At 58.3% G+C, this 19379-nt stretch carries 20 protein-coding genes; 8 read left to right on the top strand and 12 right to left on the bottom strand.

What is annotated here, in order from left to right; genetic code table 11:
* Positions 1 to 6 precede the first annotated feature (6 nt).
* On the top strand, positions 7 to 483 hold the full coding sequence (locus B5G40_RS07435) for a TspO/MBR family protein (protein ID WP_087399222.1): 477 nt from the start codon (positions 7 to 9) through the stop codon (positions 481 to 483).
* 35 nt (positions 484 to 518) lie between these two features.
* Here the strand turns inward: B5G40_RS07435 and hcp are convergent, their stop codons facing one another.
* The gene (gene hcp / locus B5G40_RS07430; protein WP_087399221.1) at positions 519 to 2156 is read right to left on the bottom strand and encodes a hydroxylamine reductase; all 1638 of its coding nucleotides are present in this window, start codon (positions 2154 to 2156) and stop codon (positions 519 to 521) included.
* Positions 2157 to 2260: 104 nt separating this feature from the next.
* On the opposite strand from hcp, the gene B5G40_RS07425 reads away from it, so the two are divergent.
* On the top strand, positions 2261 to 2932 hold the full coding sequence (locus B5G40_RS07425) for a Crp/Fnr family transcriptional regulator (RefSeq protein ID WP_087399220.1): 672 nt from the start codon (positions 2261 to 2263) through the stop codon (positions 2930 to 2932).
* Between the two features lie 55 nt (positions 2933 to 2987).
* Here the strand turns inward: B5G40_RS07425 and B5G40_RS07420 are convergent, their stop codons facing one another.
* The 8 genes from B5G40_RS07420 to hprK form a co-directional block, all read right to left on the bottom strand.
* The gene (locus B5G40_RS07420) at positions 2988 to 3458 is read right to left on the bottom strand and encodes a GNAT family N-acetyltransferase (protein WP_087189608.1); all 471 of its coding nucleotides are present in this window, start codon (positions 3456 to 3458) and stop codon (positions 2988 to 2990) included.
* Between the two features lie 153 nt (positions 3459 to 3611).
* On the bottom strand, positions 3612 to 4526 hold the full coding sequence (tsf, locus tag B5G40_RS07415; RefSeq protein ID WP_087265659.1) for a translation elongation factor Ts: 915 nt from the start codon (positions 4524 to 4526) through the stop codon (positions 3612 to 3614).
* Positions 4527 to 4606: 80 nt separating this feature from the next.
* Positions 4607 to 5332, bottom strand: a complete 726-nt coding sequence (gene rpsB / locus B5G40_RS07410) for a 30S ribosomal protein S2 (protein ID WP_087188242.1) — start codon at positions 5330 to 5332, stop codon at positions 4607 to 4609.
* A 209-nt stretch (positions 5333 to 5541) separates the two neighbouring features.
* A complete protein-coding gene (locus B5G40_RS07405; protein ID WP_087399219.1) occupies positions 5542 to 6726 on the bottom strand; it encodes a DUF4179 domain-containing protein in 1185 nt (394 codons plus the stop codon).
* The gene (locus B5G40_RS07400) at positions 6707 to 7207 is read right to left on the bottom strand and encodes an RNA polymerase sigma factor (RefSeq protein WP_087399218.1); all 501 of its coding nucleotides are present in this window, start codon (positions 7205 to 7207) and stop codon (positions 6707 to 6709) included. The genes B5G40_RS07405 and B5G40_RS07400 overlap by 20 nt, the downstream gene beginning before the upstream one ends.
* A gap of 104 nt (positions 7208 to 7311) precedes the next feature.
* Positions 7312 to 8331, bottom strand: coding sequence for an SGNH/GDSL hydrolase family protein (locus B5G40_RS07395; RefSeq protein ID WP_087399217.1), 1020 nt, complete (start codon positions 8329 to 8331; stop codon positions 7312 to 7314).
* Positions 8332 to 8346: 15 nt separating this feature from the next.
* A complete protein-coding gene (locus B5G40_RS07390; protein WP_087399216.1) occupies positions 8347 to 9789 on the bottom strand; it encodes an MBOAT family O-acyltransferase in 1443 nt (480 codons plus the stop codon).
* An 89-nt stretch (positions 9790 to 9878) separates the two neighbouring features.
* Positions 9879 to 10832, bottom strand: a complete 954-nt coding sequence (gene hprK / locus B5G40_RS07385) for an HPr(Ser) kinase/phosphatase (protein ID WP_087188237.1) — start codon at positions 10830 to 10832, stop codon at positions 9879 to 9881.
* Positions 10833 to 11356: 524 nt separating this feature from the next.
* Here hprK and rpmB point away from each other — a divergent pair.
* On the top strand, positions 11357 to 11545 hold the full coding sequence (rpmB, locus tag B5G40_RS07380) for a 50S ribosomal protein L28 (RefSeq protein ID WP_087188236.1): 189 nt from the start codon (positions 11357 to 11359) through the stop codon (positions 11543 to 11545).
* A 116-nt stretch (positions 11546 to 11661) separates the two neighbouring features.
* Positions 11662 to 12000 carry a histidine triad nucleotide-binding protein gene (locus tag B5G40_RS07375; protein ID WP_087188235.1) on the top strand — a complete coding sequence of 113 codons (339 nt, stop codon included), beginning with the start codon at positions 11662 to 11664 and terminating at the stop codon, positions 11998 to 12000.
* 42 nt (positions 12001 to 12042) lie between these two features.
* Here B5G40_RS07375 and B5G40_RS07370 read toward each other — a convergent pair whose 3' ends face one another.
* Complete coding sequence (locus tag B5G40_RS07370) at positions 12043 to 12990, bottom strand: alpha/beta fold hydrolase (RefSeq protein WP_087188234.1); 948 nt, start codon at positions 12988 to 12990, stop codon at positions 12043 to 12045.
* Positions 12991 to 13103: 113 nt separating this feature from the next.
* Here B5G40_RS07370 and pepT point away from each other — a divergent pair, with 113 nt between their 5' ends.
* The gene (gene pepT, locus B5G40_RS07365) at positions 13104 to 14315 is read left to right on the top strand and encodes a peptidase T (protein ID WP_087399215.1); all 1212 of its coding nucleotides are present in this window, start codon (positions 13104 to 13106) and stop codon (positions 14313 to 14315) included.
* Positions 14316 to 14360: 45 nt separating this feature from the next.
* On the opposite strand, the gene B5G40_RS07360 is transcribed toward pepT, so the two are convergent.
* Positions 14361 to 14972: a LysE/ArgO family amino acid transporter gene (locus B5G40_RS07360; RefSeq protein ID WP_087188231.1), complete on the bottom strand. Its 612-nt coding sequence runs from the start codon at positions 14970 to 14972 to the stop codon at positions 14361 to 14363.
* A gap of 139 nt (positions 14973 to 15111) precedes the next feature.
* Here B5G40_RS07360 and B5G40_RS07355 point away from each other — a divergent pair, with 139 nt between their 5' ends.
* Positions 15112 to 15408 carry a winged helix-turn-helix transcriptional regulator gene (locus B5G40_RS07355; protein WP_087188249.1) on the top strand — a complete coding sequence of 99 codons (297 nt, stop codon included), beginning with the start codon at positions 15112 to 15114 and terminating at the stop codon, positions 15406 to 15408.
* A 42-nt stretch (positions 15409 to 15450) separates the two neighbouring features.
* On the opposite strand, the gene B5G40_RS07350 is transcribed toward B5G40_RS07355, so the two are convergent.
* Positions 15451 to 15639: a hypothetical protein gene (locus B5G40_RS07350; RefSeq protein ID WP_087188230.1), complete on the bottom strand. Its 189-nt coding sequence runs from the start codon at positions 15637 to 15639 to the stop codon at positions 15451 to 15453.
* A gap of 130 nt (positions 15640 to 15769) precedes the next feature.
* Between B5G40_RS07350 and B5G40_RS07345 the strand changes: the two genes are divergently transcribed.
* Both B5G40_RS07345 and B5G40_RS07340 read left to right on the top strand, forming a co-directional pair.
* Positions 15770 to 17950: a DNA topoisomerase III gene (locus B5G40_RS07345; RefSeq protein WP_087399214.1), complete on the top strand. Its 2181-nt coding sequence runs from the start codon at positions 15770 to 15772 to the stop codon at positions 17948 to 17950.
* 30 nt (positions 17951 to 17980) lie between these two features.
* Complete coding sequence (locus B5G40_RS07340) at positions 17981 to 19366, top strand: alanine/glycine:cation symporter family protein (protein ID WP_087188228.1); 1386 nt, start codon at positions 17981 to 17983, stop codon at positions 19364 to 19366.
* Positions 19367 to 19379: the final 13 nt, after the last annotated feature.

Here is a 19379-nt window from a genome sequence, read left to right as displayed (position 1 = left end):
TACGATATGAAACAAGTTCCCTGGAAAATCTATGCCCTGTTTATCCTCGTCACGGAGGGAGTGGGCTTTCTCTCCGGCTGGCTCACCCGGGACGGAGCTCAGGCTTACAGTCAGTCCATTATACAGCCGCCTCTGTCCCCGCCTGCCATCGTCTTTCCCATTGTCTGGGGCATCCTCTTTGCCCTGATGGCCATTGCTGCCGCCCGGATCTGGCTCTCACCGCCGTCGGATCTCCGAACCCGGGGGCTGGTGCTCTACGCCGTACAACTGGTCTTTAATTTCTTCTGGAGCATCCTGTTCTTTAATCTCCAGGCCTTCGGGTTTGCCCTCCTTTGGCTGGTGGTGCTATGGGGGCTGATCCTTTGGCTGTTCCTCACCTTCCGCAAGATTGATCCCATTGCCGCCTGGCTGCTGCTCCCCTACCTGCTGTGGGTGAGTTTTGCCGCCTACCTCAACCTGGGCGTCTGGTATCTCAATCGATAAAAAATCCGGCAGGCATAGCCTGCCGGATTCTTTATTTAGTTCTCCCCAAAAAACAGCTTCATGTCGTCTTCCACAGTACCGATGCCGGCGATACCAAAGTTGTCCACCAGCACCTTGGCCACATTGGGGCTGAGGAAGGCAGGCAGTGTGGGCCCCAGGTGGATGTTTTTCACACCCAGGTACAACAACGCCAGCAGCACGATCACCGCCTTCTGCTCATACCAGGCGATGTTGTACACGATGGGCAGGTCGTTGATGTCGTCCAGCCCAAAGACCTCCTTCAGCTTCAGAGCAATGACCGCCAGAGAGTAAGAGTCGTTGCACTGGCCCGCGTCCAGCACCCGGGGAATTCCACCGATGTCCCCCAAGTCCAGCTTGTTGTACTTGTACTTGGCGCAGCCGGCAGTGAGGATCACCGTGTCCCGAGGCAGGGCCTTGGCAAACTCGGTGTAGTAGTTCCGGCTCTTGGCCCGGCCGTCACAGCCCGCCATAACCACGAACTTTTTGATGGCGCCGTTCTTAACAGCCTCCACTACCTGGTCGGCCAGAGCCAGCACTTGAGCATGGGCAAAGCCGCCCACGATCTCGCCGGTCTCGATCTCCTCAGGGGGAGCGCATTTCTTTGCGTGCTCGATGAGGGCGGAGAAGTCCTTCTTCTCCCCTACACCGCCGGTGATGTGCTTGCAGCCGGGGAATCCGGTGGCTCCGGTGGTATACAGCCGGTCCTTGTAGCTCTCCTTGGGCGGCACGATGCAGTTGGTGGTCATAAGGATGGGGCCATGGAAGGACTCGAATTCCTCCTTCTGCTTCCACCAGGCATTGCCGTAGTTACCCACAAAATTGGAATACTTCTTGAAGGCGGGGTAGTAATGGGCAGGCAGCATCTCCGAGTGGGTATACACATCCACGCCGGTGCCCTGGGTCTGCTCCAGCAACTGCTCCAGGTCTTTCAGATCGTGGCCGGATACCAGAATACCCGGATTCTTGCCCACGCCGATGTTGACCCTGGTAATCTCCGGATTGCCGTAGGCCCCAGTGTTGGCCTTATCCAGCAGAGCCATACCCTGGACGCCGTATTTGCCGGTCTCCAGAGTCAGGGCCACCAGGTCGTCGGCGGTGAGGCCGTCATCCAGGGTAGCCGCCAGAGCCCGCTGAAGGAAGGCGTCCACCTCGTCATCGTCCTGCATCAGCGCATTGGCGTGTTTGGAGTAGGCGGACAAGCCTTTGAGGCCGTAGGTAATGAGCTCCCGCAGAGAGCGAATGTCCTCATTTTCAGTAGACAGTACTCCCACCTGGGCAGCCTTGACCGTCCAATCCCCGGAGCCGTCCCACAGGGCGGCCTCAGGCAGGCTCTCCCGTTCCTTTACCCGGGCCAGCAAATCCGCCTTGGCCTCAAGGGTGGCACGGATGCGGACCTCAATGGCCTCTTTATCAAAATTAGCATTGGTGATGGTGGTAAATAAATTCAGGGTGATGAGGTGATTGACCGCCTGCTCTACCGGCAGGCCCTGCGCCCGCAGGGCGGTGGTTACCGCGGACAAACCCTTTGTCACATAGACCAGCAGATCCTGCATAGCCGCCACATCGGCGGTCTTGCCGCAAACACCCACCCGGGTGCAGCCGGTGCAGCCGGCGGTCTCCTGGCACTGATAGCAAAACATATTGTGTTTCATTGATAAGCCCTCCTGGTTTTGCACGGCCCGCTTGCCGTTGTGGGCTTAGTATAGTATAATATCAACAACAAGTCTGTTGTTAAAACAACACTCAGGGGGGAAATATGAAGGGAACCTTGCTGGCCAACACCGCCCTGTTCCGGGGAACATCTCCCCTGGAGGCGGAGGCTATGCTGAACTGCCTCGGCGCAATGGAGCGAGGATATGCCAAGGGGGAGCAGATCTACCATAGCGGAGATTATGTCACTGATCTGGGCATGGTACTCTCTGGCAGCACACTGATCCAGACCGACGACCTGTGGGGCAACACCACTGTATTGGACAAAATTGGCCCTGGACAGATTTTTGCCGAAACCTATGCCTGTGTACCGGGAGAACCTCTGATGGTGGATGTAGTGGCAGCAGAGGAGAGCCAGGTACTCTTCCTCAATGTTGAACGAGTGTTACAAATATGCCCCCATACCTGCGCCCACCACAGCAAGCTGATCCGAAACCTGCTCCTTTTGTCCGCCCAGAAAAATCTGAATTTGTCCCGGAAGATCTTCCACACCGCTTCCAAAACCATCCGGGGGCGTCTGCTCTCCTATCTGTCCTACCAGGCCCGCCGGAGCGGCAGCCCCAGTTTCACCGTTCCCTTCAACCGTCAGCAGTTGGCCGACTATCTGAACGTGGAGCGCAGCGCTCTGTCCAACGAGTTGAGCAAAATGCAGCGGGACGGGCTGCTGGTGGTGGAGAGAAACCGCTTTACCCTCACCTCCGATTTGTCTCATCTCTGAAACAACAACGGGCCCGCCGCAAATGCGGCAGGCCCGTTTCATGTGGTTTTTAGTTTCACAGATCGTAACGGTATACCTTTTCCGTGGCGCCTTCACCCACCGGGATACGGTCCACGAACTTCCAGCCGATCTTCTCGTAGTAGTTCTCCAACTTGGTAATAAGATAAAGGCAGGGGTAACGTTTGAGCGCTCTAACAGCCTCAATGCTGGCCGCCTGGAGCCGCTGTCCGATGTGGAGATTGCGGTACTCATCCTTCACATACAGAGTCGCCATCCAGGGCGACAGGTCCTGTCTGGTTTTGGCGTCATTGAGCCACAGGGACACCACACCCACCGGCTTGTCTCCCATGACTGCCACCAACATCTGGGGCACCGTGTCCCGCTGGGAAGCATACTTTGTGCGATAAACGATCTCATCCAGAGAATACCCGTCGGCCTTGGCCCACTCCAGCCACAGCCATTGGGAAACCTCCTCCATATACTCCGGTACATCGGCCAGATTCAGGATCTTGATCTCTTCCTGCATGACAGCCCTCCTATTTGCACTTTGCCTGTTGGAACGCCTTCATTATAGGGGCTTTTCCTGTCTGCGTCAAGGGCAGGCGGGTACAGGAGAACTTCATCAGCACGGAAAAGCGCCGGACACTTGCGTGCCCGGCGCTTCGTTTCTCTGATGCAATTACTTGCCCAGCTGCTTGGCGATCTCCTCAGCGAAGTTCTCCTGCTTCTTCTCGATGCCCTCGCCCTTCTCAAAGCGAACAGCGTTCTTGAAGGTCACAGCGCCGCCCAGAGCCTTGGCAGCGGAAGCGATATACTGCTCCACGGTCATGGAGTTGTCCTTCACGAACTCCTGCTGCAGCAGGCAGTTCTCCTTATAGAACTTGCCCAGCTTGCCAGCCACGATGCCCTCCTTCACCTTCTCAGGCTTGGAAGCCATCTTGGGATCGTTCTCCATCTGGACCAGCAGGATCTTCTTCTCCTCGTCCAGAGTGGCCTGATCCACCTGGCTCTTATCCCAGAAGCGGGGATTCAGAGCGGCGATCTGCATGGCCACGTCCTTACCAACGGTCTCAACCTGCTCGGCGGACAGGCTGGTCTCCAGGTTCACCAGCACGCCGATCTTGCCGCCGGCATGGACATAGGGCACGGAGATACCATCGGTGAAGAAGGCAAAGCGGCGGACCTTGATGTTCTCGCCGATGACCAGCACCATCTCCTGCTGCTCCTCCTGCACGGTGCGGCCGTTGCCATAGGGCAGAGCCATCAGAGCGTCCAGGTCAGCGGGCTTGTTGGCGGCCACAACAGCGGCAACACCCTTCACGAAGTCGACGAACTTCTCGTTCTTGCCCACGAAGTCGGTCTCGGCGTTAACCTCGACCACCACGCCGATGCCGTCCACCACGGTAGCGTAAGCCATACCCTCGGCGGCGATGCGGCCAGCCTTCTTCTGAGAAGCAGCCAGACCCTTCTCGCGCAGGATCTCAACAGCCTTATCCATGTTGCCCTCGGCCTCGGTGAGGGCCTTCTTGCAGTCCATCATGCCCACGCCGGTCATCTCGCGCAGGGCCTGTACGTCTTTTGCAGTGATTGCCATGATCACATTACCTCCATCTCAATTATAAAAAGGAGCGCCCGCCCGCGCGGGCGGGCGCTCCTGTCCTTTGTTTGGGTAAATTACTCAGCGGCCTCGGTCTTCTCGGTCTCCTCAGCGGCGTCCTGGCCCTGCTTGCCCTCCTGGATGGCGTTGGCCATCACACCGGAGATCAGCTTGATGGCGCGGATGGCGTCATCGTTGCCGGGGATCACATAGTCGATCTCGTCGGGATCGCAGTTGGTGTCCACGATAGCCACGATGGGGATGTTCAGCTTGCGGGCCTCGTTGATGGCGTTGCGCTCCTTGCGGGGGTCAACCACGAACAGAGCACCGGGGAGCTTCTTCATCTCCACGACGCCGCCCAGGTACTTCTCCAGCTTGGCGATCTCGCCCAGGTGCTTCATGACTTCCTTCTTGGGGAGCATATCGAAGGTGCCGTCCTCCTGCATCTTCTTCAGCTGGTTCAGACGCTCCACGCGGCCGCGCATGGTCTTGAAGTTGGTGAGCATACCGCCCAGCCAACGGGCATTGACATAGTACATACCAACGCGCTCAGCCTCTTCCTTGATAGCCTCCTGAGCCTGCTTCTTGGTGCCCACGAACAGCAGGGTCTGGCCGGACTCGCCCAGAGAACGGACGAAGTTATAGGCCTCCTCCAGCTTCTTCACGGTCTTCTGCAGGTCGATGATATAGATGCCGTTGCGCTCGGTGTAGATATAGGTGGCCATCTTGGGGTTCCAGCGACGGGTCTGGTGACCGAAGTGAACGCCCGCCTCGAGAAGCTGCTTCATAGATACGACTGCCATGGTAAAAATTCCTCCTTTAATTGTTGATTCCTCCACCCGGTTCATTCGGAGCCGGCCAACCTCCAAGCGGAAGCACCTGGCCCCCCGTCCGCGGGTGTGCGTAATCATGCCCGAATATAATATCACAGTGTTTCCAGTTTTGCAAGGATTTTTTCGCAGCAAAAAATGAAAAAGAGCCCGGATCATTCCGAGCTCTTTTTCGCCTGGATTCAGCTGTTCTTCCACCTTTCATTGACCTGGTTCCAGTAGGTCTCGTTACGGAAATAGTGGGGGGTGAAGCGGAAGTGGATCACCGCGTCACTCTCTTCCTCCCCATACGCCAGACTGTTGTCGCCTACAAAGACGATATCTTTGATCTGGGCCACATCAATGGGGGAGTCCAACTCAAAGCGGACGTGGTCAGCCCGGAAGAAGGTCTGCCCCGCGTCGTCGTGGAACACATCCTGAACGCCGCCGCCCTTTTCAAACTTGGTCCACACCTGGGTACCGTCCTCCAGCAGCACATACACCTGCCAGGGGCCCTGGGCCTCGAACGCAGCATCGTAGGCCGCCCCGTCTGGGATCACCAGATCCATGGCCACGCTGACCGGTGAGATGGTCAGATTTTCCGCCGTGGCCAGCGTGACGCCGTTCAGATTTACGCCGCAGCGCCCCTCAAAGGAGTAGATCTCCGCCGTGGTCTCGATCGGAATGGCGAGGGTAAAGTCCATTCCGGACAGCACACAGGTCTCTTTCCCGTCTTCCAGTGCCCACAGGTTGGACAGGTGGGTAACCTTCAGCCAGGTCGCTTCTTCAGGCAGGGTCTCATCGCAGGTAATCTGGAGCATCAGGGGGATCACTTGGTCGGTGGTATCCGTATCGTCCACTGCCCGGAACCCCCAGCCCCAGCTGCGGGGGTCCACCCGCTGGGTGCAAGCCTCATCTCCATAGAAGGCTGCGGAGCAGTCCCCCTCTTCCTCCCCCAGCCAGAAGTTCCGGCCGTCCGCCGTCTCCTCCGGTATGGGAAGCGCCACCCCTGCCGGAGCGGTGAAGTCCAGCAGCACATAGACCCGCTCCTGATCCTTGACCACCTCTTTGACGGTAATGGAGGCGCCGGAGCCATTTTGATCCTCAAAGACCAAATTCAACTGCTCCGCGCCCAGCTGCTGGGCCTGAGCATCATCGGTAATACCAAACAGTTCCCGGAAGGCGGGAGATACCCCTGCCAGAGATACCGCGCCTACCGCTCCCACCAGCAGGGAGATGGCCGCTACCGCAGCCACCAGTCCCCGGTAGGGCAGGCGCATCCGCCGCGCCGTCGTGGTCGCACGCTCCGCCGTCAGGCGGCGGGTCAGTTCATTCTTTTCCTCCGGCGAAAATTTCAGCCGGTTCAGTTCATCTCGATAGCTTGCCATAGCCCTGTACCTCCAATCCCAGTCTCAGCTTCTGTCTGGCCCGGCTCATCCGGGCCCGTACCGCCTCCGCCCGGATACTCAGGATATCCGCAATTTCATTGGTGTCATAGCCCATATAATAATAGAGCACCAATACCTCCCGGTACTTGGCAGGCAGCTGCTGGACCTCCTCCAGCACGCCCCCCTCTTCCGGTTGGAAAGCCGCCTGTTCGGCCACCGTATCCAGCCCCACCGTCCGGGTATGCCAGGGACTGCGCCGCAAATTTTTGCACAGATTGATGGTCACCCGAATCAGCCAGGCCCGCTCGTGCTCCCGGCTTTCAAAGATAGGGGCGTGGTCCAGCCTCTTAAGCAGCGCCTCCTGGCACACATCCTGTGCGTCCGGCACATTGTTCAGCAGAGAGTAGGCCAGCCGCAGCAGCTGATCGGAATAAGTGTCCACCAGCCGCCGGGCCAGCGCCTCCCTGTCCTGTCCTTCCATGGTCCTCCCTCCTTGCCTTGTGGATTGGAACGCGTTCACCTGGAATACACCTGGGCAAAGCCAAACGTGACAAAACCTCCGGCCGAAGCCGGAGGTTTTTCAAGTCAGCTCTGGTTTTTCTCCCGCCACCAGGCGGCAGATTCCTGCCAGGCAGCGGTATTTTCCGTAGTCTGAGTTCTGGGGACCAGCCCCACCTCGTCTGTCAGGAATCGGCCCAGCCAGGCGGAGAAAATAGCCGCTCCGTCCTGGTTCAGGTGCCCGCCGTCATAGAGATGCTCTGTGGGGATCAGCCCCATCTCCTCGAAGCTGTCCGACCAGTTGTATACCAGCGTCTCCCCATCCAGAGCCAGAATATCTGCCGTATTGCGGGCGTACTGTTCCTGGGTGCAGCGGGTATAGCTGGGATTGAAGGTAATGATGGGCTGGGCACCGTGTTCCCGGCAGAGGGCCAGGATCTTGCCCAGCCACTCCAGGTTGGCGGCGTAGTCCTCCTCCGACACTGTGCGGTTACCTTCCACCACCGTTTCTCCCACGCCGTCCATCACCTGGTCCACCGGCGTAAAGCCCTTGTAGTAGTCCCCCTGTAACGGAACCACCGCTTTTTTCAGATCGCTTTTGCCCATCTCCTTCCAACGGCTGTGGTAGAGAGACAGGTCAAAGAGCAGTCCGGTCCGCAGGTTCTTCTCAGCCGCCGTAAAGATGGCGCCCAGTTTGTTGACCGAGAAGGGCATTTGGCTCACATTCTGCTGGGTATAGTTCTGGTACTGCTTAAAGTACAGAGAGGTACCCTCCAGCACCACGGCGGAGGGAGACTGGGTTTGGAAAATCTCCTTCAAATACCAATAGGTAATGGACAGCGGCTGTTCCGAACCCGCCATCACATACCCCGTCAGGCCGGAGGCATCGTATACCACTGAGGGGTTGAAATCGCAGTAGGCAAAGGAGCTGCCCAGATAGATCACGTCCAGGCTGTCCTCCGGTTCCGCCCGGAAGGCACTCCAGGTGGCTCCGTACATGGTCTGTGAGGGCCGCAGAACGTCGGAGATAAAATTGACCATCACTGCCGTCAGCAGCAGGAAGAGGAGGGCAAAGAAGCACTCTTTCCCCTTGTTCAGGCGCTTCATTGGTGTATCCCCTCCTTAAAAACTAAATCCATACATAAAATCCTGAGCGTCATACCCTGCTCCATAGCTGCCGAAGATCAGGCAGCCAAAGAGGAGCACCCACAGGATGCACCACCGTACCAGCCGGGGCTGTTGCAAATAGGTCTTCCATAGATTGTATCGCTTGCTCAACAAATCTACCAGCAAGAGCAGCAGAAGCCCTGCAGCGGCCGCCAGCAGCTCCCACCGGTCCAGGCCCATGCTCTGGCGCACCCACAGAGGGCCGTGGAGCATCCCGCCCAGAACCGCCAGGGCATTGGACAGAGAACTGGCCTTGAAGAACACCCAGGCCACCGTGGCCAGCAGGAAGGTAATCAGGATCTGCACCCCATGCCGGAAGGGACCGTCCTCCCTGATGTGGAGCAGCCGGTACCCGCCATCCCGCAGGGGCGCAGTAACAGCCCCCATCACCTGATAGAGGCCGTTAAGCACGCCCCACACTACAAAGGTCATGGCCGCCCCGTGCCACAGGCCGCTGACCGCAAAAACGATAAGTACATTCAAATATTTCCGGGCGGTACCCCGCCGGGAGCCGCCCAAGGGGATGTACAGGTAGTCCCGGAACCAGTTGGACAGGGACATATGCCACCGCCGCCAGAATTCTGCAATGGACCGGGAAAAATAGGGTGTGTCAAAGTTCTCCCGCAGGGTGAAGCCCATGCTGTGGGCCACGCCCAGGGCCATGTCGGTGTAGGAGGAGAAATCACAGTAGATCTGGAGGGAAAAGGCCACCGCCGCCCCCATCACCTGCACCGCGCCAAAGGTCTCCGGCGCCCCGAAGATGGTGTTGACCAACACCGCCAGCCGGTCAGCCAGCACCATTTTCTTAAAGGCACCCCACAAAAAGCGCACCAAACCCTCCCGGAACTTGTCCCAGTCAAAGGGGTGCGGTTCCCGGAACTGGGGGGTAAGCTCCCCTGCCCGGCCGATGGGGCCGGACACCACCTGGGGGAAGAAGGAGAGAAACAGAGCGTGGAGCAGAAAATTCCCCTGAGCCTCCGCCTTGCCCCGCCATACGTCGATTACATAGCCCATGGCCTGGAAGAGATAGAAGGAGATACCCACCGGCAGCACAATGTCCAGTACCGGCACATTCCAGGCAATCCCCATGCCGTGAAGAACTTCTCCCACCATAGAGAGGGCGAAGTTGACATATTTGAATAGGAAAAGCAGTACCACGTCGGTCAGCAGGCAGCGCACCAACACCCACCGCCTTTTCTTCTTTCCCAAGGCGATCCCCGCTCCATAGGAAGTGAGAATCACAAAGAGCAGCAGGGTGAGATAGACCGGCTTGGCGCACAGATAGAAAAACCAGCTTGCCAACAGCAGCCACAGGTTCCGCACCTTCCAGGGCAGCAGAAAATAGCCCAGCGCTGTTACCGGAAAAAAGCAGAAGAAGGGCAGGGATAAAAAGGTCAAGAGCGGTCACATCCTTTAAAAAGCCCGCCGGGCTTTGCTCCGGGGCCTCTGGCTCCGAAGTCCGCCGCGGCGGGCCGTGATCTGAGGGATTACTTGTTCATCTGGGCGCTCATGGCCTGGTCAAAGTGCTCGTTGATCTGCTTGGTGAACTCCAGAGCGGCGTTGTAGCCCATCTTCTTATGGCGGTTGTTCATGGCCGCCACCTCGATGATGACCGCCAGATTCCGGCCCGGCTTCACCGGAATGGTGAGGGAGGGCACCTGTACGTCCAGAATGGTGGTGTACAGGTTCTCCAGGCCCAGCCGGTCATACATGGCCCCGTCCTTCCACTGCTCCAGGCTGATGACCATGTCAATCTCCGCCTCTTCTTTAACAGCGCTCATACCGAAGAGGCGGCGCACGTCAATGACGCCGATGCCCCGCAGTTCGATATAGTGGCGGATGAGCTCGGGCGCAGTACCCATCAGGCCGCCGGTGACAGTCTGCTTGATCTCCACCGCGTCGTCGGCGATGAGGCGGTGTCCACGCTTCACCAGCTCGATGGCGGTCTCACTCTTGCCCACACCGGACTCGCCCAGCAGCAGCACGCCCTCGCCATATACCTCCACCAGCACACCGTGGCGGGTGATGCGGGGGGCCAGGTAGGATTTCAGGGAGGCAATGATGGTGCTCATGAGCACACTGGTGGTGTCCTGGCTGCGGAGCACCGTCCGGTCATATTTCTCCGCCATCTCCATGCACTCCGGGAAGGGATCAATGCCCCGGGAGACGATAAGGGCAGGAATATCCTGGCTCAGCAGCAACTCAAAGCTCTCCCGCCTCTGATCCGGTGTCAGGCCCGAGAGGTAGGTATCCTCCACCTTGCCAATGACCTGGAGCCGATGGGGATCGAAGTAGTCAAAAAATCCGGTAAGCTGCAGGCCGGGACGATTCACGTCCTCCGTGCAGATAGCCTGGTCCTCATAGCCCTCCGCCCCGCGGAGCACCTCCAGATTAAACTTTTTGATCAATTCGCCCAGTTTGACGGTGTACAAGCTTTCCATAGCTCTTCCTCCTATAAAGGCGGGTTGTCCCCCGCCGGTCATTTCAAAGCGATTTGTTTTATTATAATGCGTACTGAACAAAGCCACAAACCTTGAAAACCAAGGTTTTCAAGGCCAAATGGCTTTGTTCAAGTGCAAGGGTTTTGGACGAGATCGTCCAAAAAACCTCGCACTTTCCGTTGGTGCGTTGAGACGCGCCAACGGAAATACGCATTGTGACAATGGCTGAATTTCATAAAAACGGCCACTTCGAGCTGTTTTTATAAAATTGCGCGGCTACCTCCGCGCGAATAAACCGCATCACGGTTTATTCAGTAGACATTATTATACCATTCTCTCCTCCCGATTTGCAACCGGGAAGGCAATTTGCCAAAAGAAGCAGTGTGGTAAGAACCTGTGTACAGGCCCCCGCAGAAAAATTCCAGTCATTTTGAAAAAAGCACTTGCTTTTTTGCGTAACTTCTGCTAATATATCGTTCGATGCTTTTGTAAGCGTATCCTGACGAGCGAGGAGGTATAAGTGAATGGCCAAATGTGAATTTTGCGACAAGGGTGTCGTGTTCGGTATTAAGGTGTCCCACTCTCACCGCCGCACCAACCGCCCCTGGAAGCCCAATGTGAAGCGCGTCAAGGCGATCGTCAACGGCACGCCCAAGCACGTTTATGTGTGCACCAGATGCCTCCGTTCGGGTAAGGTCACCCGCGCTGTGTGATTGACCGATAGAAAAAGGACTGCCCAGTCGGGCGGTCCTTTTTTCGTTTTCAGGCATGACAAGCCCACCCTTCTGTGCTATACTGGACCCAGCTTGACAAATGAGGAGGTCCTGCTATGAGCGACTGTCTGTTCTGTAAGATCGCCGCCGGGGAGATCCCGTCCAACAAGGTCTATGAGGACGATCAGGTCTTTGCCTTCTATGACATCGATCCCCAGGCGCCCACCCATTTCCTGGTGATCCCCAAGGCCCACATCGGCTCCTGCGGCGAGATCACCGCCGACAATGCCGGCGTGGTGGCCCATATCTTTGAGGTCATTTCCAAAGTGACCGCCCAGCTGGGCATCACCGACTTCCGAGTGGTGTCCAACTGCGGAGAGCAGGCGGGCCAGTCGGTCCACCACCTGCACTTCCATGTGCTGGCAGGCCGGGATATGACCTGGCCTCCGGGCTAATCCCCCAAAGAAAAGCGGCCGCGCTGTGCGCGGCCGCTTTTGTCATGCCTCTTTCTTCTTTAAATGCCCCTCCAGCCAGGCCAGCACATCCTCATAGACCTGCTGGTGGTTGGTCTCGTTGAGCATTTCGTGGCGGCCCTCCGGGTAAAGCTTGACGGCAACATCCTTTACACCCGCCTCCTTGAACCAGCGGGCCACTTTTTTGACACCTTTGCCCTGCTGGCCCACCGGGTCCCGGTCTCCGGCAAAGAAGTACACCGGCGTATTCGGGTCCAGCCGGGCCAGAGTGCTCTTCCTGGCCAGCAGATTGAGCCCGTGCATCATGTCGTGGAACATACTCACCGTGGGCAGGAACTGACACAGCGGGTCGGCGCAGTAGGCGTCCACCACCGCCTGATCCCGGGAGATCCAGTCCGCCCCGGTGCGGGTGGGCTTGAACTGCTTGTTGTAGGCCCCAACGGACAGGTTGTCCAGCAGTTTGCTGTGGGCCCTGGGGCCTTTGGTTTTCAGAAGCAGGCCGGAGAGGGCCAGCCCCGCGTTCACTTTGGCGGGCGCTTCCTGGCCTGTACCCGACAGGATGGCCCCGTCCACTGTACCCGGCCAGTAACTGAGATAACCCCTCACCACAAAGGAGCCCATGGAGTGACCCATGATAAAATAGGGAGCCTCCGGGCAGGCCTCCCCTGCTAACCGCCGCAGGGTGCGGGTGTCCTTCAGCACATACTTCCACCCATCTTTGTCGGCAAACCAGCCGTACTCCGACGGGTCCGTCGCCGTGCGGCCGTGGCCCAGATGGTCATGACCCACCACCCAGTAGCCGCACTCTGCCAGAAACCGGGCAAAATCGTCATACCGGCCGATATACTCCGAAATTCCGTGGACCAGCTGCACGATGGCCCTGGGCCGCTCCGTCTCCCCTTTCCACCAGGTGGCTCCCACCAGATGGACTCCATCGCTGGAGGGGAAGGTAAATTCCTGCGTCGTCACCATAGAAATCCGGCTCCTCTTATGGTATAATATCGGGTGCTATTTAGTTTAGTCTATTCCATTGCCCGGTATCCGTCAAGAGCAAGGAACGGAAACCGGGAGAAAGGACGCAGAACATGAACGCTGTGGAACGGTTTTTAAAGTACGTCACCTATGATACCCAGTCAGACGAGCACAGCCAGACCACTCCCACCACCGAAAAGCAGAAGGTACTCGGAGAAACCCTGGCCGCGGAACTGAGTCAGATGGGTCTGCACAACGCTCACATGGACGAGTATGGCTACGTCTACGGCTGGCTGCCCGCCACTCCGGGCTGTGAGGGCATCCCCTGTATGGGCCTTATCGCCCACATGGACACCTCCCCCAGCGCCCCCGGCGCTGATGTAAAGCCCCGCATTGTCCACTATGAGGGGGGCGACATCCTCCTGAACGAGGAAAAGCAGATCACCATGAAGGCCTCCGAGTTTGAGAGTCTGTCCAAATATGTGGGCCAGGATCTGATCGTCACCGACGGCACCACCCTGCTGGGAGCCGACGACAAGGCCGGTGTGGCGGAGATCATGTCCGCTGTGGAATATCTCACCCTCCACCCCGAGATCCCCCATGGCCGCATTGCCGTGGGCTTCACCCCCGACGAGGAGGTGGGCAGCGGTGCCGACCACTTCGACGTGGCGGGCTTCGGCGCGGCGGTGGCCTATACCGTGGATGGCGGCGAACTGGGCGAGCTGGAGTATGAAAACTTCAACGCCGCCAGCGCTCAGATCACCATTCATGGCGTGAACATCCACCCCGGCTCCGCCAAAAACAAGATGAAGAGTGCCATTCTCATGGCCGTGGAACTGGTCAACCTGCTGCCTCCCGCCGAGACCCCTGCCCACACCGAGGGCCGGGAGGGCTTCTACCACCTGTGCGAGATGTCCGGCGATGAGACCACCGCTACCCTCTCCTATATCATCCGGGACCACGACCGGGCCAAGTTTGAGGACCGCAAGGCCTTCCTTACCCGTGTTGTGGACTATCTCAACGCCAAATATGGCGCCGGCACGGTGGAAATGGAGTTGAAGGACTCCTACTACAATATGCTGGAGCAAATCGAGCCCCATATGTACCTGATCCATCGCGCCCGGGCCGCCATGGAGGCGGTGGGTGTCACGCCTCTGGAGGTACCTATCCGTGGCGGCACCGACGGCGCCCGTCTCAGCTATATGGGTCTCCCCTGCCCCAATCTGTGTACCGGCGGCGTCAACTTCCACGGGGTCCACGAGTATATCCCGGTGGACGCCCTGCACAAGATGACCGACGTGCTGGTCCATCTGGTAAAAGCCTGAATTTGAGGAATAAGAAAAGTCCCCTCCAAACGGAGGGGACTTTTTTTACATGACCATCTGGAAGAACTGCCAGATCAGCTTACCGCCGTAGAAAATAATGATAATACCGCAGATGATGTTGATGACCCGCAGAATCTTGTCGTTGAAGCGGGCGGAGAAGAGGGAGATCAGCACCGTGATGCCAAAGAACCACAGGAAGGAGGCGGTGGAGGAACCCAGAATCAGCTGAGTGCTCACCCCGCCGGGGTTGCCCGCCCGGAAGCCGCCGAACAGCATGGTACCGTCGATAATGGCCTGGGGATTGAACCAGGTGACCACGCAGGCCTTGGCCGCCACCTTGGGCAGGGAGATATTTACGTCCACATTGTTGTCCATGGTGGGCTTATCCCGCAGCAGACTGATACCAATCCAAATCACGATGGCACCGCCTACCAGCAGAATAACCATCTGCAGCCAGGTGAAGTGTTCCATCAGCGCGCCGATACCAAAGAAGCAGGCCAGCGCCAGGGTCACATCGAAGAATACCACGATGAGGGCAGTCAGCAGCGCCTTGTGCCGGGGCTGAGTCAGAGCTGAATTGATGACGAACAGGTTCTGCATTCCGATGGGGGCCACATAGGCCAGGCCAATGCCAAGACCGGTCAAATAGGGCGGCATGGAAATTCCTCCTAAAAAATACTTTTCATTTTTACAACCTGGTAGTATTATAGTACCTATCTTCTCTCAACGCAAGAACGCAGAAATTTCGTACCAGGTAAGGAGGAACTGACCTGTGGAACATGAAAACTGTCCCTGCATGGAGACCTGCCCTCTGAACCACGCCCTGTCCCTTATCGGCGGCAAGTGGAAGATGCAGATCCTGTGCTCCCTGTATAATAATGGCCCCACCCGGTACAACCAGCTGAAAAAGACCCTGGACGGGGTATCCAACACTGTGCTGGCCAATGCCCTTCGGGAGCTGGAGGAGGACAAGCTGGTCACCCGGACAGAGTATCTGGAGGTACCGGTGCGGGTGGAATACAGCATCACAGAGCCCTGCAAACAGCTGATCCCCATTCTGGATCAGTTGGGTAACTGGAGCATCTCCCTCTAAATACAAAAAAGCCGCGGGCAAAGCCCGCGGCTGGATAGAAACTCAGTCTTTGTGGGTCATATTGAACTTGACCCGGTTCCAGAAGGTATCCTTCTCGTATCCCTTGGAGACCCGGAACTTCCATTCCGCGTCCCTGGCCTGCCTGCGGCAAACCCGCTCGGCAGAACTCATCCGGTCCTCGGGGGGCAAAGTCTGGCTCATCTTGATCTGCAAACCAGCAAACCCGAACATACTGTACTCCTTTCTCAGTCGCACCAGTAACAGGGATTCCTTCTGGCTTAAACATACCAGAGCGGTATCCAAAAGTCAACCGTTGAAAATCACCCAGAAACGCCGTTTAACGGCGGTTAGGAGAATCTATATGGCTAAAACATTGGTATTGGCGGAAAAGCCCTCGGTAGCGCGGGAATTGGCCCGTGTGTTGGGCTGCAAAAAGTCCGGCGAGGGCTTTCTGGAGGGGGAGCGCTACATTGTCACCTGGGCCCTGGGCCATCTGGTGGAGCTGGCGCCCCCGGAGGACTATGACAAGGCTTGGGCCAAGTGGGATCTGCTTACTCTGCCCATGCTGCCTGACAGAATGAAAACGGTGGTCATTCCTCAGTCCGGGCGGCAGTTCCGGGCGGTACAGGCCCAGATGCGGCGTGGCGACGTCAGCGATCTGGTCATCGCCACCGACGCCGGCCGTGAGGGAGAATTGGTAGCCCGGTGGATCATGGAGAAGGCGGGCTGGAAGAAGCCGGCCAAACGGCTGTGGATCTCCTCCCAGACTGATAAGGCCATCAAGGAGGGCTTTGCCCACCTGCGCCCCGCCGCCGACTACGACAACCTGTACCACTCCGCCCGGGCCCGCAGCGTGGCCGACTGGGTGGTGGGTCTCAATGTCACCCGGGCTCTCACCTGCAAGTACAACGCTCAGCTGTCCGCCGGACGGGTCCAAACCCCCACCCTGGCCCTCATTGTGGACCGTGAGGAGGAGATCCGCAAGTTCCAACCCAAGGAATTTTACACCGTTTCTGTGAAGCTAAATAGCTTCACAGCTACATGGCGCGATAAAAACGGGCAAGCCCGTATTTTCAATAAGGAGCAAGCAGATTCCCTTGTCAATAAACTGACAGGAAAGACCGCTGTGCTGACCGAAATCAAGCGCACCTGGAAGCAGACCCCTCCCCCCGCCGCCTACGACCTGACCGAGCTGCAGCGGGATGCGAACAAAAAGTACGCCTACTCCGCCAAGGAGACCCTGTCCGTCATGCAGAACCTCTATGAGGTCCACAAGATCCTCACCTACCCCCGCACCGACTCCCGCTATATCTCCGACGATGTGGTACCCACCCTGCCCGAGCGGCTGCGCAGCGTGATGATCGATGAATACGCTCCCCTGGCCCGGCAGATCATGAGCCATCGTCCCCTTCAGACCCGCTATTTGGTAAACAACGCCAAGGTGAGCGACCACCATGCCATCATCCCCACCGAGGAGCAGGTGGACCTGTGGCGGCTGTCCGGGCCCGAGCGCAACATCTTCGACCTGGTGGCACGCCGGTTTTTGGCGGTGCTGCTGCCCCCCTTCGAGTACGAGGAGGTCTCCCTCAAGCTGACCATCGACGGCGAGACCTTCCACGCCCGGGGCAAAATCGTGAAGGAGCCGGGCTGGAAGGCGGCCTATGATCGTTCCTTCGACCTGGAGGAGCCCGAGGATGAAGAGGAGCGGGAGCAGTCTCTGCCCGACCTGCGCCAGGGGGACAAGCTGCCTGTGCTGTCCGTCCGGGCCAATGTGGGCAAGACCGCACCTCCCAAGCGGTACACCGAGGCCACCCTGCTCACCGCCATGGAGCACCCTGCCGCTCAGGTACAGGACCGGGACCAGAGTAAGATTCTGGAGGAAACCGGCGGCCTGGGCACCCCCGCCACCCGGGCAGATATCATTGAAAAGCTGTTCTCCGCTTTCTATATCGAGCGCCGGGGCAAGGAGTTGGTACCCACCTCCAAGGGGGTCCAGGTGGTGGGACTGGCCCCTACCGACCTGCGCTCGGCCTCCCTCACCGCCCAGTGGGAAAAACGGCTGGGAGACATCGCCCAGGGCAAGGAGAAGGAGGATGCCTTCGTGGGTGAAATGAAGGGCTACGCCTCCCATCTGGTGGCCGAAGTGAAGGCCAGCGACGCCACCTATACCCACGATAATGTGACCCGTGAGAAGTGCCCCGACTGCGGCAAATTTCTGCTCAGCGTCAAGGGTAAACGGGGCAAGATGCTGGTGTGTCCCGACCGGGAGTGCGGCTACCGCCGCTCGGTCACCCAGACCACCAACGCCCGCTGCCCCAACTGTCACAAGAAGATGGAGCTGCGGGGCGAGAGAGACAAGCAGCTCTTCGCCTGCGTGTGCGGCTACCGGGAACGGCTCAGCGACTTCAAGAAACGGCGGGAGACCAAATCCGCCGGTAAGGGAGATGTGCGCCGCTATCTCCAGCAGCAGGAGCAGCAGAAGGACAGCGGCAGCTCCGCCATGGCCGAGCAGCTGAAAAAGTGGCTGGAACAGAACAAATAAGAGAGAATCAGAGAGAAAAGAGGGATTTCTATGGATGTAATCGTATCCTTCATCAACTGGCTGGACGACTTTATCTGGGGTATCCCCATGATCGTGCTGCTCTTCGGCACCCACCTGTTTATGACGGCACGCACCGGCTTCATCCAGCGCAAAACCTTTACGGGCATTCGCCTGTCCGTAACCCGTGACCCCGACTCCCCCGGCGACGTGAGTCAGTTTCAGGCCCTCACAACTGCTCTGGCCTCCACCATCGGCACCGGCAACATCATCGGTGTGGGCACCGCCATTTTCCTGGGCGGCCCCGGCGCGGTGTTCTGGTGCTGGATCGCCGGCATTTTCGGTATTGCCACCAAGTACGCCGAGTCCCTCATCGCCGTAAAGTACCGAGTCCGCACCCCCGACGGTAAAATGCAGGGCGGCGCCATGTACGCGCTGGAGCGGGGCCTTGGCCTGAAATGGCTGGGTGTCCTCTTTGCCGCCCTGGCTGCGCTGGCCTCCTTCGGCATCGGCTGCGGCACCCAAATCAATGCCATTGCCGAGGTCATTGAGAACAACATCCCCCTGCCCATTCCGCCCATCGTGGTAGGCATTGTAGGCGGCCTGCTCACCGCCATCGTTATCATTGGCGGCATCAACTCCATTGCCAGCGTCTGTGAAAAACTGGTACCCTTCATGGCCGCCTTCTATGTACTGGGCTGTATCATCATCCTTGGCTTTAATTACGACTTCATCCTCCCCGCCATCGGCGCCATTGTTCGTCTGGCCTTCACCCCCGGCGCGGTGGCCGGCGGTCTGGTGGGTCAGGGTCTGATGATCGCCATGCGCTTCGGCGTGGCCCGCGGCCTGTTCTCCAACGAGTCCGGCATGGGCTCCGCCCCCTTGGTGGCCTCCGCCGCCCAAACCCGCAATCCGGTGCGTCAGGCCCTGGTGTCCGCCACCGGCACCTTCTGGGACACGGTGGTGGTGTGCCTCATGACCGGCCTGGTGCTGGTATCCACCATTATGAAAAATCCCGCCATCAACATGGCCGACATCACCGACGGCGGCAAGCTGACCACCCTGGCCTTCTCCCAGATCCCCGTACTGGGACCGGTAATTCTGGTGGTGGGTATCATCACCTTTGCCTGGTCCACCATTCTCGGCTGGTCCTACTACGGTGAACGGTGCGCCCAGTATTTGTGGGGCAAGAAGGCCATTCTCCCCTACAAGATTCTCTTTGTAGCCGTTGTGGTGGTGGGCCCCGTGCTGGCTCTGGACCTGGTGTGGACCATTGCTGATATCCTCAACGCCCTCATGGCCATCCCCAACCTGATCGCGGTTCTTTTGCTGTCCGGAGTCATCGCAAAAGAGACGAAATATTACCTGAGCCACCTGGACGAAGTGGACACCACGGAGATCCCCAGCGTAGATAAATAGTTGACAACACTTT

The organism is Flavonifractor sp. An9, assembly GCF_002161245.1.
Taxonomy (GTDB): Bacteria; Bacillota; Clostridia; order Oscillospirales; family Oscillospiraceae; genus Flavonifractor; species Flavonifractor avicola.
The sequence above is the reverse complement of the archived record's forward strand: the minus strand, read 5'-3'. Positions and strand labels throughout refer to the sequence as shown.

Coding starts and splice junctions, on each gene's coding strand:
- B5G40_RS07400 (WP_087399218.1), bottom strand. CDS start 7,207: ATGGAAGGACAGGACAGGGAGGCGCTGGCCCGGCGGCTGGTGGACACT.
- B5G40_RS07395 (WP_087399217.1), bottom strand. CDS start 8,331: ATGAAGCGCCTGAACAAGGGGAAAGAGTGCTTCTTTGCCCTCCTCTTC.
- B5G40_RS07355 (WP_087188249.1), top strand. CDS start 15,112: ATGGAGACCTGCCCTCTGAACCACGCCCTGTCCCTTATCGGCGGCAAG.
- B5G40_RS07405 (WP_087399219.1), bottom strand. CDS start 6,726: ATGGCAAGCTATCGAGATGAACTGAACCGGCTGAAATTTTCGCCGGAG.
- B5G40_RS07345 (WP_087399214.1), top strand. CDS start 15,770: ATGGCTAAAACATTGGTATTGGCGGAAAAGCCCTCGGTAGCGCGGGAA.
- B5G40_RS07360 (WP_087188231.1), bottom strand. CDS start 14,972: ATGCCGCCCTATTTGACCGGTCTTGGCATTGGCCTGGCCTATGTGGCC.
- rpsB (WP_087188242.1), bottom strand. CDS start 5,332: ATGGCAGTCGTATCTATGAAGCAGCTTCTCGAGGCGGGCGTTCACTTC.
- B5G40_RS07340 (WP_087188228.1), top strand. CDS start 17,981: ATGGATGTAATCGTATCCTTCATCAACTGGCTGGACGACTTTATCTGG.
- B5G40_RS07350 (WP_087188230.1), bottom strand. CDS start 15,639: ATGTTCGGGTTTGCTGGTTTGCAGATCAAGATGAGCCAGACTTTGCCC.
- B5G40_RS07370 (WP_087188234.1), bottom strand. CDS start 12,990: ATGGTGACGACGCAGGAATTTACCTTCCCCTCCAGCGATGGAGTCCAT.
- hcp (WP_087399221.1), bottom strand. CDS start 2,156: ATGAAACACAATATGTTTTGCTATCAGTGCCAGGAGACCGCCGGCTGC.
- rpmB (WP_087188236.1), top strand. CDS start 11,357: ATGGCCAAATGTGAATTTTGCGACAAGGGTGTCGTGTTCGGTATTAAG.
- B5G40_RS07435 (WP_087399222.1), top strand. CDS start 7: ATGAAACAAGTTCCCTGGAAAATCTATGCCCTGTTTATCCTCGTCACG.
- pepT (WP_087399215.1), top strand. CDS start 13,104: ATGAACGCTGTGGAACGGTTTTTAAAGTACGTCACCTATGATACCCAG.
- hprK (WP_087188237.1), bottom strand. CDS start 10,832: ATGGAAAGCTTGTACACCGTCAAACTGGGCGAATTGATCAAAAAGTTT.
- B5G40_RS07425 (WP_087399220.1), top strand. CDS start 2,261: ATGAAGGGAACCTTGCTGGCCAACACCGCCCTGTTCCGGGGAACATCT.
- tsf (WP_087265659.1), bottom strand. CDS start 4,526: ATGGCAATCACTGCAAAAGACGTACAGGCCCTGCGCGAGATGACCGGC.
- B5G40_RS07420 (WP_087189608.1), bottom strand. CDS start 3,458: ATGCAGGAAGAGATCAAGATCCTGAATCTGGCCGATGTACCGGAGTAT.
- B5G40_RS07375 (WP_087188235.1), top strand. CDS start 11,662: ATGAGCGACTGTCTGTTCTGTAAGATCGCCGCCGGGGAGATCCCGTCC.